13 protein-coding genes are annotated in these 14023 nt (G+C 69.1%); 7 read left to right on the top strand and 6 right to left on the bottom strand.

From position 1 onward, the window contains the following. Positions 1–102: 102 nt before the first annotated feature. On the top strand, positions 103–1506 hold the full coding sequence (locus C5O79_RS14990; protein ID WP_122478749.1) for an MBL fold metallo-hydrolase: 1404 nt from the start codon (positions 103–105) through the stop codon (positions 1504–1506). A gap of 61 nt (positions 1507–1567) precedes the next feature. On the opposite strand, the gene C5O79_RS14985 is transcribed toward C5O79_RS14990, so the two are convergent. From C5O79_RS14985 to C5O79_RS14965, 5 genes are read right to left on the bottom strand one after another with little or no spacing between them, the layout of a single operon-like run. Continuing rightward, positions 1568–2608, bottom strand: coding sequence for a zinc-dependent alcohol dehydrogenase family protein (locus C5O79_RS14985; protein ID WP_046546575.1), 1041 nt, complete (start codon positions 2606–2608; stop codon positions 1568–1570). A 41-nt stretch (positions 2609–2649) separates the two neighbouring features. Further along, positions 2650–3642 (bottom strand): bifunctional enoyl-CoA hydratase/phosphate acetyltransferase, encoded by a 993-nt coding sequence (locus tag C5O79_RS14980; RefSeq protein WP_047852878.1) that lies wholly within the window; start codon positions 3640–3642, stop codon positions 2650–2652. After that, positions 3639–5459 (bottom strand): alpha/beta fold hydrolase, encoded by a 1821-nt coding sequence (locus tag C5O79_RS14975; protein WP_122478748.1) that lies wholly within the window; start codon positions 5457–5459, stop codon positions 3639–3641. The genes C5O79_RS14980 and C5O79_RS14975 overlap by 4 nt, the downstream gene beginning before the upstream one ends. After that, entirely contained in the window at positions 5456–6202 is a 747-nt protein-coding gene (locus C5O79_RS14970) for a beta-ketoacyl-ACP reductase (RefSeq protein WP_046546572.1), read from the bottom strand. Before C5O79_RS14970 ends, C5O79_RS14975 begins: the two co-directional genes overlap by 4 nt. Beyond that, entirely contained in the window at positions 6192–6728 is a 537-nt protein-coding gene (locus C5O79_RS14965) for a hypothetical protein (protein ID WP_122478747.1), read from the bottom strand. Before C5O79_RS14965 ends, C5O79_RS14970 begins: the two co-directional genes overlap by 11 nt. 153 nt (positions 6729–6881) lie before the next feature. Here C5O79_RS14965 and C5O79_RS14960 point away from each other — a divergent pair, with 153 nt between their 5' ends. From C5O79_RS14960 to C5O79_RS14945, 4 genes are all read left to right on the top strand, one after another. Next, positions 6882–7721, top strand: coding sequence for a universal stress protein (locus tag C5O79_RS14960; protein WP_104012781.1), 840 nt, complete (start codon positions 6882–6884; stop codon positions 7719–7721). Between the two features lie 8 nt (positions 7722–7729). Continuing rightward, positions 7730–8929, top strand: a complete 1200-nt coding sequence (locus C5O79_RS14955; protein ID WP_122478746.1) for an acetate/propionate family kinase — start codon at positions 7730–7732, stop codon at positions 8927–8929. Positions 8930–8998: 69 nt separating this feature from the next. Then, complete coding sequence (locus C5O79_RS14950) at positions 8999–9502, top strand: universal stress protein (RefSeq protein ID WP_122478744.1); 504 nt, start codon at positions 8999–9001, stop codon at positions 9500–9502. Further along, positions 9499–10332: a universal stress protein gene (locus tag C5O79_RS14945; protein WP_122478741.1), complete on the top strand. Its 834-nt coding sequence runs from the start codon at positions 9499–9501 to the stop codon at positions 10330–10332. Before C5O79_RS14950 ends, C5O79_RS14945 begins: the two co-directional genes overlap by 4 nt. 48 nt (positions 10333–10380) lie before the next feature. Here C5O79_RS14945 and C5O79_RS14940 read toward each other — a convergent pair whose 3' ends face one another. Beyond that, positions 10381–10851 (bottom strand): universal stress protein, encoded by a 471-nt coding sequence (locus C5O79_RS14940; protein ID WP_047852883.1) that lies wholly within the window; start codon positions 10849–10851, stop codon positions 10381–10383. Positions 10852–11099: 248 nt separating this feature from the next. Here C5O79_RS14940 and C5O79_RS14935 point away from each other — a divergent pair, with 248 nt between their 5' ends. Together C5O79_RS14935 and C5O79_RS14930 are read left to right on the top strand one after the other, a co-directional pair. Beyond that, positions 11100–13094, top strand: coding sequence for a PAS domain S-box protein (locus C5O79_RS14935; RefSeq protein WP_122478739.1), 1995 nt, complete (start codon positions 11100–11102; stop codon positions 13092–13094). After that, positions 13091–13738, top strand: a complete 648-nt coding sequence (locus tag C5O79_RS14930; RefSeq protein WP_046546564.1) for a response regulator transcription factor — start codon at positions 13091–13093, stop codon at positions 13736–13738. The genes C5O79_RS14935 and C5O79_RS14930 overlap by 4 nt, the downstream gene beginning before the upstream one ends. Positions 13739–14023: the final 285 nt, after the last annotated feature.

Here is a 14023-nt window from a genome sequence, read left to right as displayed (position 1 = left end):
GATACAGATACGGATGCGGCAATCCCTGATTTCCATCAATCGCTTCGCGCGCATCCGCGCTGTAATCGACTCACTGCTCCGTCCACTCCCGTGAGGCGATCCATGAAACTGACTTTTCTCGGTGCGACCGAAACCGTGACCGGCTCGAAATACCTGGTCGAGCACGGCAACCGGCGCGTGCTGGTCGACTGCGGCCTGTTCCAGGGCACCAAGAACCTGCGGCTGCGCAACTGGAGCCCGTTGCCGGTCGCGCCCGACACGCTCGACGCGGTCGTGCTCACGCACGCGCATATCGACCACACCGGCTATCTTCCGGTGCTGGCGCGCGAGGGGTTCCGCGGGCCGGTGTATTGCACGGCGGCCACGGCCGAACTCTGCGACATCATGCTGCGCGACAGCGCGCGGCTGCAGGAGGAAGAAGCCGATTTCGCGAACCGTCACGGCTATTCGAAGCATCATCCGGCACAACCGCTCTACACGCTGGACGATGCGCAGCGCGCGCTGCACCTGCTGAAGCCCGTCGCGTTCGACGAATGCACGGCGCTCGGCGGCGGGCTGGCGTTCCGCCTGCTGCCGGCCGGCCACATTCTCGGCGCGGCGAGCGTCGTGATGCACTGGGATCACAAGGTGCTGGCCTTCTCGGGCGACCTCGGCCGCTATCACGACCCGATCATGCAGCCGCCGCTGGCGCCCGCGCATGCGGACTACCTGGTCGTCGAATCGACGTACGGCGACCGCCTGCATCCGGAATCGGACCCCGAGAACGAACTCGCCGCGCTGTTCGACAAGACCTTCGCGCGCGGCGGCGTGGTCGTGATGCCGTGCTTCACGGTCGGCCGTGCGCAGGAAATCCTGCACTACATCGCGCGGCTGAAGGCGTCCGGCCGGATGGCGCGCGTGCCGGTATTCGTCGACAGCCCGATGGCCACCGACGTGACCGAGATCTATCGTCACCACATCCTCGAACACCGGCTGACGCCCTCCGACGCGAACGCGCTCGGCCATGCGGCCACGATGATCCGCTCGGTCGAGCAGTCGAAGGCGATTGCCGACCATCATGGCCCGATGGTCATCATCGCCGGCAGCGGGATGGCGACGGGCGGCCGCGTGCTGCACCACCTGAGCCGCTACGCGCCCGATGCGCGCAACACGATCGCGCTGGTCGGCTACCAGGCGGCCGGCACGCGCGGCGCGGCGCTGGTCGCGCACGAGCCGACGCTGAAGATCCACGGTGAGTACGTGCGCGTGCGCGCGCAGGTCGAGTCGATCACGACGCTCTCCGCGCATGCCGACTACGAGGAGATCCTCCGCTGGCTCGGCACGATGCAGCGCGCGCCCGTGCGGACCTTCGTCACGCATGGCGAGCCGGCCGCGGCCGATGCGATGCGGCGGCGCATCGCGGAGCGCCTGCACTGGCCGTGCGAGGTGCCGGTGTATGCGCAGTGCGTCGATCTCGATGCGGTCGAATCCGGCGACACGCACGCGCCGGCCGCGCTTTCCTCCTGACGGCGCGGTGGCGGGAACCGGGTGTCGCCTGCCGGTTCCCGCCGCGCGCGCTACCCGGCCATCAACCGACTTCGATGATGACCTTCAGCGCATGGGTTTGCGCCGCGCGGCCGAACGTGTCGTACGCGCGCTCGACGTCGTCGAGCGAGAACCGGTGCGTGATCAGGCGTTTCGGATCGAGGCGCCCGGCGCGCACGGTCTTCAGCAGCATCGGCGTGCTGACCGTGTCGACCAGCCGGGTCGTGATCGAGATGTTGCGATCCCACAGCTTCTCGAGGTGCAGGTCGGCCTTGACCCCGTGCACGCCGACGTTCGCGACCACGCCGCCCGGCGCCACCAGTGACGTGCACATCTCGAACGTCGCCGGAATCCCGACCGCCTCGATCGCGCAATCGACGCCGACGCCGTCGGTCAGCTTCATCACTTCCGCCACCGGGTCGCCGGCGCGGCCGTCGATGCAGTCGGTCGCGCCGAAGCGCTGCGCCACGTCCAGCCGGTTGCTGTCCGGATCGATCATGACGATCCGCGCGGGCGAGTAGAACTGCGCGGTCAGCAGCGCCGCCAGCCCGATCGGGCCCGCGCCGACGATCGCCACCGAGCAGCCCGGCTGCACCTTGCCGTTGAGCACACCGCATTCGAACCCGGTCGGCAGGATGTCCGACAGCATCACGAGCGCCTCCTCGTCCGCGCCCGGTGGAATCCGGTAGAGGCTCGTCTGCGCATGCGGGATGCGCACGTACTCGGCCTGCGTGCCGTCGATCCGGTTGCCGAGGATCCAGCCGCCGGTCGTGCAATGCGAATACAGGCCGCGCCGGCAATATTCGCAGCGGCCGCACGACGAAATGCAGGAAATCAGCACATGATCGCCCGGCTTCAGCGCATCGACGGCGGCGCCGACCTGCTCGACGATCCCGACCCCTTCGTGGCCGAGAATGCGGCCGGGTTCGCAAGTCGGTACGTCTCCCTTGAGAATGTGCAGATCGGTGCCGCAGATCGTCGTGCGCGTAACGCGCACGAGCGCGTCGGTGGGCGACTGCAGTTCCGGCATCGGCCGCTCCTCGAGCGCCTTGCGCCCGGGCCCGTGGTAGACGAGTGCTTTCATCGGGGTTCCTCCATCGAAAGAAAGGGTTGCGGGTACGTTGATCAGGACTGCGGCACATGCCGCGCCTGTGCCAGCACCATCGCGAGTGCGCAGGACGCGACCCGGACGGCAGCGCCATCGGCGCGGCTCGTCAGCACGATCGGCACGCGCGCGCCCACGACGATGCCCGCGCTCACGGCGCCGCCCAGGTATTCGAGCTGCTTCGCGAGCAGGTTGCCCGCTTCGATATCGGGCACGACCAGGATGTCGGCGCAGCCGGCGACCGGCGAATCGATCCCCTTGTCGTGCGCCGCCCGCAGCGAGATCGCGTTGTCGAACGCGAGCGGGCCGTCGACGATCGCGCCCGTGAGCTGGCCGCGCTCGGCCATCTTCGCGAGCGCCGCCGCGTCGAGCGTCGAGCGCATCGCCGGATTGACGGTCTCGACCGCGCACAGCACGGCCACGCGCGGGCACGCCACGCCCAGCGCATGCGCGACGTCGATCGCGTTCTGCGTGATGGCCGCCTTCTGCGCGAGGTCCGGCGCGATGTTCACCGCCGCGTCGGTCAGGATGAACGGACGCGGATACGCCGGTGTCTCGATCAGGAAACAGTGGGACATCCGTTTGTCGGTGCGCAGCCCCGATTCGGCCGCGACGACCGCGCCCATCAGCTCGTCCGTATGCAGGCTGCCCTTCATCAGCGCGCCGGCACGGCCGGCCGCCGCGAGTTCCACCGCGCGGGCCGCCGCCGCATGGCTGTGCGGCACGTCCTCGATCGTCCACGGCGACAGATCGACGCCCGCATCGTGCGCGACACGCAGCACCTTGTCGCGCGGCGCGACGATCAGCGGCTCGATCGCGGCCGCCAGCGGCGACTCGGCGAGTTCGGCCAGCGCGACGAGACTGGTTGCATCGCACGGATGCACGACGGCCACGACGAGCGGCGCTGCGTTGCGTGCCCGCGCGATCAGCCCGGGCCATGCGCCGTCCGCGCGCGGCAGCAGGCCGGGCAGGCATGCGCCGCCGCACGGATCCGGATGCCGATGCCCGTTCATGTCTGGAGCACGTAGGCGCCCGGCGCCGCCGCGAGCCCGGCGGCCGGCGTGCGGGCCGGCACGTCACCCGACGAGCGCGCATGCAGCCAGTCGCGCCAGCAGGTCCACCACGATCCGTCGACCGCGGGCGTGTCTCGCATGAAGTCGCGCGGGCTGCGGTAAGGCGCGCCGGGTTCGCGGGTCGCGCAGCGGTAATGGCGGCCCGGATGACCGGGTTCCGACACGATGCCCGCGTTGTGTCCGCCCGCCGTCAGCACGAAGGTCAACGCATGGTGCGTCAGCAGATGAAGCTTGTAGACCGAGCGCCACGGCGACACGTGATCGCGCTCGGTGCCGACCGCGAACGTCGGCACGTCGAGATCCGACAGCGCGACCGGCCGCCCGTCGACACAGTAGCGGCCGGCCGCGAGATCGTTGTCGAGGAACAGCCGGGTCAGGTATTCCGAATGCATCCGGTACGGCATGCGCGTGGTGTCCGCATTCCACGACATCAGGTCGTTGGGCTTCGTGCGCCTGCCGAGCAGGTATTCGCTCATCATCCGCGACCAGATCAGGTCGCGCGCGTTCAGCAGTTCGAACGCGGCGGACATCTGCGCGCCGTCCAGGTAGCCCTGCCGCCACATCAGCGCGTCGAGCGCGGACAGCTCGCTCGCGTCGATGAACAGGCCGAGTTCGCCGGGTTCGCTGAAATCGGTCTCGGCCGCGAGCAACGTGACGGATCGCAGGGTTTCGTGTTGCCGCCCGTCGCGTGCGAGCGCCACCGCGGCGATTGCCAGCAGCGTGCCGCCGAGGCAATAGCCGGCCGCGTGAACCGCCTCGCCGCAGATCGACCGGACGACGTCGAGCGCGGCCAGGCACCCGTCGCGCAGGTAATCGTCGAGCCCGAGATCGCGCGCTTGCGCGTCCGGATTGCGCCACGACACCGCGAACACGGTGTAGCCCGCATCGACGAGGAAACGGATCAGCGAATCGTGCGGCTGCAGATCGAGGATGTAGTACTTCATGATCCACGACGGCACGATCAGGATCGGCTCGCGCGCGACGCGCGGTGTCGTCGGGTCGTATTGCAGCAGTTCGCACAATGCGTTGCGCCACACGACCCGGCCCGGCGTAATCGCCACGTCGCGCCCCGGCAGGTAAGCCCGCGGGTCTCGGCCACGCGCGCCGCCGGCGCGATCGAGCCACGCGTTCGCATCGTCGAGCCAGTGCCGCGCACCCGCCGCGAGGTTCGCGCCGCCGCTGCGCATCGTCGCGTCGAGCGCGACGGGATTGGTCGCCAGAAAGTTGCCGGGCGAGCACGCGTCGAGCCATTGACGCGCGACGAAGCCGACCAGCTCCTCATGGTGCCGTTCGACACCCGGCACGCCGCGCGTCGCTTCGCGCCACCAGCGCTGGACCGACAGGAAGCCGTCGCGATACGTGCGAAACGGCCAGCCCGACCATGCGGGCGCGGCGAAGCGCGGATCGGCGTGCCCCGCATGCACGGCCAGGCCGTCCGTGTCGGCATCGTCCGCCGCGCCTTTCTCCGCCGCCGCCGCCGCGGGCGCGGCCGCGAGCCACGCCTGCGTCGCGAGTTCGAAGCACTTGCCCGGCGACACCACCAGGTGAGCGCCCCAGTCGAGCATGGCCAGCGCCAACGACACGGGCGACAGCCCGAAGGTCATCGCGGCGACGTTGGCATGCGCGGCGCGGTTCCATTGTTCGGCGGGGGTGCCCTCGGCGGCGGTGCATTCGGGCCGGTCCGGCTCCTGCTCGTCCCGAGCCGGCGGCTGCCTCGATTCGCGCGGGAGCGGCACACGGATGACGGACGCTTTCATCGCATGTACATGCCGCCGTTGACGTCGAATTCCGCACCGGTTGCGAACGCCCCCGCATCGGAACACAGGAAGGCGACGAGCGCGGCGATTTCGTCGGGGTCGCCGAGGCGGCCGGCCGGAATCTGCGGCAGGATCTTCGTGTCGAGCACTTCCTTCGGTACCGACTCGAGCATCGCGGTGGCCAGGTAGCCCGGGGCCACCGTGTTGACCGTGATGCCGTGCCGCGCGAGTTCGAGCGCCAGCGATTTCGTGAAACCGTGAATGCCGGCTTTCGCGGCCGCGTAGTTCGCCTGCCCGTACGCGCCGCGCTCCCCGTTCACGGACCCGATGTTCACGATCCGGCCGAAGCCGGCATCGATCATCCCGGGCACGAACGGCTTCGTCATGTTGAACAGGCCGTCGAGATTGGTGCGCAGCACCGCATCCCACATGCTCTTGGTCATCTTCACGAAGGTCGCATCGTGCGTGATGCCCGCGTTGTTGACGAGCACGTCGACGCGCCCGAACTCCGCCAGCACGCGCGCCGCGCAGTGCTGGCACGAGTCGTAGTCGGCCACGTCGACCTCGTACGCATGAAACGTGCGGCCCGCCTCGCGTTCCTGCGTGAGCCACGTCGCGACGTGGTCGTTGCGTTCGGTGTGCGACACCGCCACCGTCATGCCGGCCTCGTGCAGGCGGCGGCTGATCGCGGCACCGAGGCCGCCCATCCCGCCGGTGACGAACGCAACCCGTTCAGCGCGCATGATCGTGCTCCTGCGCCGCATGACGGCCATCGAGACGCCGGACGTCCGCGGCCCCGTCGCCCGCATCGACGGTTTCCGTGATGCCGAGCTCGAACGCGGCCATCCAGTCGCGCCACGGCATGCTCGCCTCGTTGACCACGGCCAGCCGCCCGAGATCGGGCCACCAGTCGGTCTGGTAGCGCGACAGCGCGCCGGTGCCGTAATCGCGCAGCCACGTGCGCCACGCACTCGCGCTCTCGAACTGCCCGCGCATGCACAGCTCGGTGGCGTCCTGCCAGATCGCGACGGTCGTGATCGTGTAGTCGCGCATCACATGCCGGGCCGCCTCGCCGAACGCCGTCCACTCGTTCGTCGCGGTTAGCGCCTGCTGCAGGCCGCGCACCGCGTCGCGGTCCCGCTCGATGCGCCGCCCTGCCAGCGCGTGCCATTCGTGCTGCCAGTCGCGAGCCAGCACGGCCATGCGCAACGCGAGATCGCAACCCGCGCGGCAAGCGTCGTTCGGTGTGGTCAAAGCCTGGGGGCTCATCGTCTTCCCTCCTTCGATCCGGTCGGTGAATGGGCGTCCACTTCACTGTGCGGCCGTGGCGCATGGCACCCGTTGATCTGAGTCAAGCACGCGGAAACCCTGCTTCGTAGACTGGATTGCACTGGCGGATCACCCGTCGATGGAGCGATTCCGATGAGCTACAAAAGCCTAGTCGTGCACCTCGATACGAGCACCCGCGCGCATTCGCGTCTCGAGCTGGCGTTGCGTCTTGCCCGGCGCTTCGGTGCGCATCTCACCGGGCTGTACGCGGTCTACACGCCGGAGCCGCATTCGTTCTACGTGATGGCCGGTTCCGCAGACTATTTCCGCGCGCACCGCGAACAACGCGACGAGCGGCTCGGCGCACTGGAGCGCCTGTTCCATGCGGAAACCGCGCGGGCCAAAGTGCCGGCCACCTGGGTTCGCGCGGACGAGCGCGCGAATGTGGCCGTGCCGCGTGCCGCTCGTCTTGCCGACCTCGTGATTGCGGGCCAGAGCGACCCGAACGATCCCGAAACCTACATCGACGACCAGTTTCCGGAGAACCTCGTGTTGTCCGCCGGGCGCCCGGTGCTGTTCTGGCCCTACACCGGCGAATTCCCGTCGATCGGCGAACGGGTGTTCGTCGCCTGGGACGGCAGCCGCGAAGCGGCCCGCGCCGCGCACGACGCGCTCCCGTTCCTCGAGCATGCGAAGCGCACGACGGTCGCCGCCGTGGTCGACGGTGATTCCGAAGCGGCGACCACACGCATTCCGGCCGCCGATGCCGCGCTGATGCTGGCACGCCATGCGCGCGACGTGAACGTGCTCGATATCGACACCGGTACCGGCGCGTCGGTCGGCGACACGCTGCTGTCGCGCGCTTACGAAACGGGTTCCGACCTGCTGGTCATGGGCGCGTACGGGCATCCGCGCTGGCATGAACTGATCATGGGAGGCGCCACGCGCACGGTGCTCGCGTCGATGACGCTCCCGGTGCTGATGTCGCACTGAATCGATCGATGCGTACGCTCGCGCTGCTCGTCGTCAATGCCGGTTCGTCGAGCGTGAAGTTCGCGGTGTTCGCATATCCGCCGCACGGGGATCCCGCGCGGCGGCCGCTGCACGAGGGTGAAGCGATCGAAACCGGCAACGGCGTGTCGATCCGCTTCGACGCGGCCCCGGGCGGCACGCTGCCGCTGCGCACGGGCGATCCATACCGTGCGGTGCTCGCGCAGGTCGCGATGTGGATCCGCGTGCAACTGCCGCATATCGCGCTGGGCGCCATTGCACACCGTGTCGTGCATGGCGGTGCCCGGTACGTCGACCCGATCGTCGTCGACGACGCGGTGCTCGACGCGCTTCGCACGCTGACGCCGCTCGCGCCGTTGCATCAACCGCACAGCCTCGATGCGATCGACGCGCTGCGCGACGCGTTTCCCGACGTGCCGCAGGTCGCCGTGTTCGATACCGCGTTTCATCGCACACTGCCGCGCGCCGAGCAATTGCTGCCGCTGCCGCATGCATGGTTCGACCAGGGCGTGCGCCGCTACGGGTTCCATGGTCTGTCGTACGAATACCTGGCCGTCGCGCTCGACGAGCGGTTCGGCGCGCGTGCGCACGGCCGCGTGATCGCCGCCCATCTCGGCAGCGGCGCCAGCCTGTGCGCGATGCGCGACTGCCGCAGCGTCGCGACGACGATGGGCTTCTCGGCGCTCGACGGGCTGATGATGAGCACGCGCTGCGGAACCCTCGATCCCGGCGTGGTGCTGCACCTGCTCGAGGCCGGCAAGCTGTCCACCGACGCATTGGGCCACATGCTCTATCACGAGTCGGGCCTCAAGGGCGTGTCGGGCGCTTCCGGCGATCCGCGCGTGCTGCTGGCGTGCGAAGCCGCCGGCGATGCATTCGCCGGCGATGCGCTGACACTCTACGTCCACCGCATCGTGCGCGAAGCCGGTGCGCTCGTCGCGCTGCTCGGCGGCCTCGACATGCTGGTCTTCACTGCCGGCATCGGCGAGCACTCGGCCGTGTTGCGCGAGCGGATCTGCGCGGCGCTCGGCTGGCTCGGCATCGACATCGACGTGGGCGCGAACGCGGACCATGCGCCGGTCGTGTCGTCCGCGTCGAGCGCGGTCACGGTTGTCGTCGAGCCGGCCAACGAAGCGTGGATCGCCGCGCGCGCCGCGGTCGGGGTGCTGCGCGCCAACCGCGACGCTTGATCCAGATCAGCGCGACCGGCGCGCGCGCGCCGATGATGATCTCATCCACATCCGTTCAAGGGAAATGCCATGTACTCGAACATTCTGGTTGCACTCGACGGCAGCGACACGTCGTCCCGTGCACTCGACGCCGCGCTGGCCATCGCGTCGGAGACGGGTGCGCGGCTGACTCCCGTCTACGTCGTCGATTTCCTCGTGCCGGCCTACGACATGTACGGCTACGATCCGTCGATCCTGATCGACGCCTTTCGTGAAGAAGGGCTGCGCGTCACCGAGGACGCGGCGCGACGCCTGAAGGCGCGCGACGTCGCCGGCACGCCGCAGATCTGCAACGTCGCGCCGGCGGGCGAAGACATCCCGCACCGGATCGTCAGTCTTGCCAACGAAATCGAGGCCGACCTGATCGTCATGGGCACGCACGGCCGGCGCGGCGTTCAGCGCCTCTTCCTCGGCAGCGTGGCCGAGCGCGTGCTGCGCCTGGCCACGTGCCCGGTGCTGATGATTCCGGCGGCCTGCCCGTCCGGAAAACCTGCCGAGACCGCCGCCGCATCCACCGAAAAGGAGCCGTCATGAGCTACAAGACCCTGCTCGTCCATCTCGACGACAGCGAGCGCTGCGCGACCCGCGTCGACCTCGCACTCGAACTCGCGGCGCGCTGGAATGCGCATCTGATCGGCCTCTACGTGGTCTGCCAGGATCTCCTCGAGCCGCTGCGGCGGCCCGACGAACCGCTGAAACTGGCCGTGTACGAACGCCTGTGCGACCAGCGGCGCAAGGAGGCCGAGGAGAAATTCCTGATGGCCGCCGAGCGCGCGGGACGCAGCGTCGAATGGCAGGCGCCGGCCGGCGACGCGACCGCCGCCGCCATCCTGCACGCGCGCCACGCCGACCTGCTGATCCTCGGCCAGGAAGACCCGGACGATCGCCTGACCTACGTGGCGCGCCATTTCGTCGAGGATGTCGTGATGGGCAGCGGCCGTCCGGCGATCGTCGTGCCCTACGCGGGCGACGTGCGAACGATCGGCGAGAACGTGCTGATCGGCTGGGACGGCGGGCGCGAAGCCGCCCGCGTGATGGCCGATGCGCTGCCGCTGCTGGCCCGCGCGCGCTTCGTCAACGTCGAGACGGTCGTGCGCGGCCAGCCCGATCCGGACAAGACGCCGGCGGGCGTCGACGTCGCCGCGTATCTCGAACGGCATGGCGTGCGCGCGTCGTTCTCGACGACGCCGCGCGACCGCTCGGTCGGCGTAGGCGCGACACTGCTGAACCGGGTGACCGACCTGCATGCGGATCTGCTGGTGATGGGCCTGTACAGCCATGCGCGCATGCACGAACGCGTGCTGGGCGGTGCGACGCGCACCATCCTCGAGACGATGACGGTGCCGGTACTGCTGTCGCACTGACGCCGCACGCCTGACGACGGGGCAGCCTCCAACGGCTGCCCTCGTCGGTCACAGCACGGCCGCGCACGCGCCCTGCCCCTCGCGCACGACCAGCACCGGCCGGTCGGCGGTGCGCACCAGCGATTCGGCGACGCTGCCGAGCACCGCGCGGCGCACGCCGCGGCGCCCGTGCGTGCCCATCACGATCAGGTCCGCGTCGCATTCCGCGGCCGCTCGCGCCAGCACGGACGACACATCCTCGCCGCACGCGTCGATCGTGTGCGCGGTGCCGCGCACGCCGCACAGCCGAAACGCGGTCTCCGCGTCCGCCACCGCGATCGCGGCCTTGTCCGCATCCAGCCCCGCCGGGTCGCGCTGGTCGATATAGCCGCTGTCGACGTCCGTCAGTCGCGGCGCGTCCGATACCACGCATACGGCGACGATCAGGCCGCCCGAATCGCGAGCAAGCGCGATCGCCTCGTCGAGCGCCAGCCGCGAACTGCGGCTGCCGTCGAGTGCTGCAAAGATCCGTGCGTACATGATGCCTCCCTGGTGCCGTTGGGTTTTGACTGGAATGCCAAACCAGTCTGGGCCCGACGCGCGCCATCCGGTTGACGCCGGTCAAGCCCGGACGGCAGCCGGCATACGCACCGGTCCCGATTGGCGAATCCAGACAAAACGCGCACAATTTCGGGCGACATCGCAGTTTCGGCCCGCCCCGCGTTTCGTGCCTCGCGTCCGGGCCGCCGCCCGCCAGCCGCCGGCGAAATCCGTCAGGATGAACGGCCATGACAGTCAATGCGTCCTCCTTCAAGGCCGGGCCGGCTCCGCGCGGGTCTCGGCCCGCGCGATACGCGCCCCTGGCCGCGCTGCTGACGCTGGCGCTCGGCCTGGCTGCGTCATTTGCGTGCGCCCGGCATCTGCAGAACCAGGGGCAGGAAGCCGCCCAGGCACGCTTCGCGCAATCGGCGACGCTCGCGACGGCCGATCTCCGGCGCAGCCTCCTCGGCGCCGCCGCCGTGTTGCGCGGCGCGCGCGGCTTCGCGTCGACGCTGGCCGTGCCTCAGTCGGGCGACGCGTGGCGACGCTACCTCGCCGGTCTCAATCTGGACGGTTTGCAGTCGCCCGTCCGCAGCCTTGGAAGAATCGAACCGAGCGCCGACGGCGACGATCAGGCAACCCGGCTTGCGCTGCAGCGCGCGGCAGAAACCGGCAAGATCGCGCTGGCGGCGAATGCCATCCAGGACAGCTCGGACACGACGATCGCCCGCACGACGCTGACGCTGTATCTGCCGATTTATGCGAACGCTGAAGACGGGGCTTCGTCCGGGCCGCGGCATGCGCGTGCGACCGGATACGTTTATGCGGCGCTCGATCCGGAGCATCTTGTCGATCCATCGGTCCTGGACCGCCTGCACATGGAAATCACGGCCGACAACCCGGCGGCCCCCGTCTATTCCGGCGGCTTCGGCGGCGGCGACGCCACCGCCGCCCGCGACGGGCTCACGCGAACGGATGCGTTGACGTTCGGCGGCACACCGCTGTCGCTGCGCTACAGTGCGCCGGCCCCCGACACGTCCGGCGCCGCGATGGCCGCGCTGGCGGCCGGAATCGCGCTGTCGCTGATACTGGCCGCCCTCGTGCGGCAGGTCGCCGTCAGGAAAACGTCGGGCGCCGTCCCCGCCGGCGACGGCCAGCCGACCGAGGCCCGGATGATGGGCATCATCCGGTCGTCGATGGAGGCCATCATTACCGTCGATGAAGGCCAGACGATCGTGATCTTCAATCCGGCGGCGGAACGCGTGTTCGGCGTCTCCGCGATGGAGGCGATCGGCGCGCCGCTCTCCCGCTTCATCCCCGAGCGCTTCCGTGCCGCGCACACGCGGCACGTCCAACAATTCGGCGTGACGGGCGTGTCGGAGCGACAGATGGGACAGCAGCGCGTGCTGTTCGGCCTGCGCGGCGACGGCTCGGAGTTTCCGATCGAGGCGTCGATATCGCAGATTCGCGACGGCACGGGCAAGCTGTACACGGTCATGCTGCGCGACGTCACCGAGCGCGTCCGGGCGGAAAATGCGCTCAAGCAGTCGCGCGAGGAACTGCGCGACCTGTCCGCCAACCTGCAGAACGTGCGCGAGGAAGAGAAAACGCGGATCGCGCGAGAACTGCACGACGACCTCGGCCAGCAACTCACGGCGCTCAAGATGGATCTCTCCGCCGTCGAACTGGGGCTCGCGGGCATCGTCGCGCCTCACACCGGCGTGCGCGAGCAGTTGGGCGGCATGCACCGCCTGATCGATTCGACCGTTGCGTCGGTGCGGCGCATCGCGGCCGATCTGCGGCCGGTGATGCTCGACGACCTGGGCCTCATCCCGGCGATCGAGTGGCTGGTCAACGATTTCACGCATCGCTACCGGATCACGGTCGACCGGAACATCGCCCCCGTCGATACCGCGTTCACCAGCGCCGGTGCCACGACGCTGTTCCGCATCGTGCAGGAAGCGCTCACCAATGTCGCGCGCCACGCCGATGCGACGCACGTGACGCTCGCATTGAAAGTGGACGACGGCTACTGCGTGCTGCGCATCGCGGACAATGGCCACGGCGCCCCGGAGAGCGCCCGCGACGAGCGCGATCGTCCGTCGTTCGGGCTGATCGGCATCCGTGAACGCGCACACATGCTCGACGGCACGGTGACGATCGACAACCGGCCCGGAACGGGGTTCACGATTACCGTGGCGCTGCCGCTTCACGCCATCCAGCAAGGAGACGTATTGTCATGATCAGGGTACTCATCGCCGACGACCACGCCCTCGTCAGGGACGGCCTGCGGCACATCCTGCAGAGCGCAAGCGGCTTCGAGGTCGCGGGCGAAGCGCGCGACAGCGGGTCCACGATCGCGCTCGTGCGGGATACCTCCGCGAACGTCCTGGTGCTCGACCTGTCGATGCCGGGCCGCAACGGCGTCGAACTCATCAAGCAGATCAAGGACGAGAAGCCGGCCTTGCATATCCTCGTGCTGACGATGCATGCCGAGCAGCAATACGCGGTGCGCGCGTTCCGCGCCGGTGCGTCCGGCTACATGACCAAGGAGAGCGCGAGCGCCGAGCTGGTCGCGGCGCTGACCAAGATCGCGGCGGGCGGCGTCTACGTCAGCCTGACCATGGCCGAGCAATTCGCGCAGAGCCTGAACGAGCCGACCGATCTGCTGCCGCACCAGCGTCTGTCCGACCGCGAATTCGACGTGTTCCGGCGAGTGACCACCGGCGAGTCGATCTCCGAAATCGCGCAGGCGCTGTGCGTGAGCGTCAAGACGGTCAGCACCTACAAGACGCGGATTCTCGAGAAGATGCAGATGCCGAACGACACGGCGCTCGTGCGCTATGCGATGCGCCACAAGCTGTTCGACGACCCGGACGAGCTCTGATGGCGGCTCCGGCGCACGACGGGTGCGCCCTTGCGTCGGCCCGGACAAAATGCCGCATCCGTGTAGGAAACCGCCTACATCGCTTCAATGCGACCTACTGCATCTTCAATCGCTGCTGATTTCCTTGACGCCGCGCAACATCCATACTCCAGATCAAGAAAAACAAGCACGCGCCTCGCGGAGCAAAGGCGGCAATCGCCGTCGGGACAGGTCCCCCGGCTCGTCCGGCGCGGTTCTTCACCATGAGTGCGGCAACCGTCAGGGCCGCGGGCGCTACCACCAGCG

It is taken from the genome of Burkholderia sp. SRS-25 (assembly GCF_004343765.1).
Taxonomy (GTDB): Bacteria; Pseudomonadota; Gammaproteobacteria; order Burkholderiales; family Burkholderiaceae; genus Burkholderia; species Burkholderia contaminans.
Note: the sequence above shows the minus strand (reverse complement) of the source record. Positions and strands in the feature narration are given on the sequence as shown.

Coding starts and splice junctions, on each gene's coding strand:
- C5O79_RS14990 (WP_122478749.1), top strand. CDS start 103: ATGAAACTGACTTTTCTCGGTGCGACCGAAACCGTGACCGGCTCGAAA.
- C5O79_RS14985 (WP_046546575.1), bottom strand. CDS start 2,608: ATGAAAGCACTCGTCTACCACGGGCCCGGGCGCAAGGCGCTCGAGGAG.
- C5O79_RS14980 (WP_047852878.1), bottom strand. CDS start 3,642: ATGAACGGGCATCGGCATCCGGATCCGTGCGGCGGCGCATGCCTGCCC.
- C5O79_RS14975 (WP_122478748.1), bottom strand. CDS start 5,459: ATGAAAGCGTCCGTCATCCGTGTGCCGCTCCCGCGCGAATCGAGGCAG.
- C5O79_RS14970 (WP_046546572.1), bottom strand. CDS start 6,202: ATGCGCGCTGAACGGGTTGCGTTCGTCACCGGCGGGATGGGCGGCCTC.
- C5O79_RS14965 (WP_122478747.1), bottom strand. CDS start 6,728: ATGAGCCCCCAGGCTTTGACCACACCGAACGACGCTTGCCGCGCGGGT.
- C5O79_RS14960 (WP_104012781.1), top strand. CDS start 6,882: ATGAGCTACAAAAGCCTAGTCGTGCACCTCGATACGAGCACCCGCGCG.
- C5O79_RS14955 (WP_122478746.1), top strand. CDS start 7,730: ATGCGTACGCTCGCGCTGCTCGTCGTCAATGCCGGTTCGTCGAGCGTG.
- C5O79_RS14950 (WP_122478744.1), top strand. CDS start 8,999: ATGTACTCGAACATTCTGGTTGCACTCGACGGCAGCGACACGTCGTCC.
- C5O79_RS14945 (WP_122478741.1), top strand. CDS start 9,499: ATGAGCTACAAGACCCTGCTCGTCCATCTCGACGACAGCGAGCGCTGC.
- C5O79_RS14940 (WP_047852883.1), bottom strand. CDS start 10,851: ATGTACGCACGGATCTTTGCAGCACTCGACGGCAGCCGCAGTTCGCGG.
- C5O79_RS14935 (WP_122478739.1), top strand. CDS start 11,100: ATGACAGTCAATGCGTCCTCCTTCAAGGCCGGGCCGGCTCCGCGCGGG.
- C5O79_RS14930 (WP_046546564.1), top strand. CDS start 13,091: ATGATCAGGGTACTCATCGCCGACGACCACGCCCTCGTCAGGGACGGC.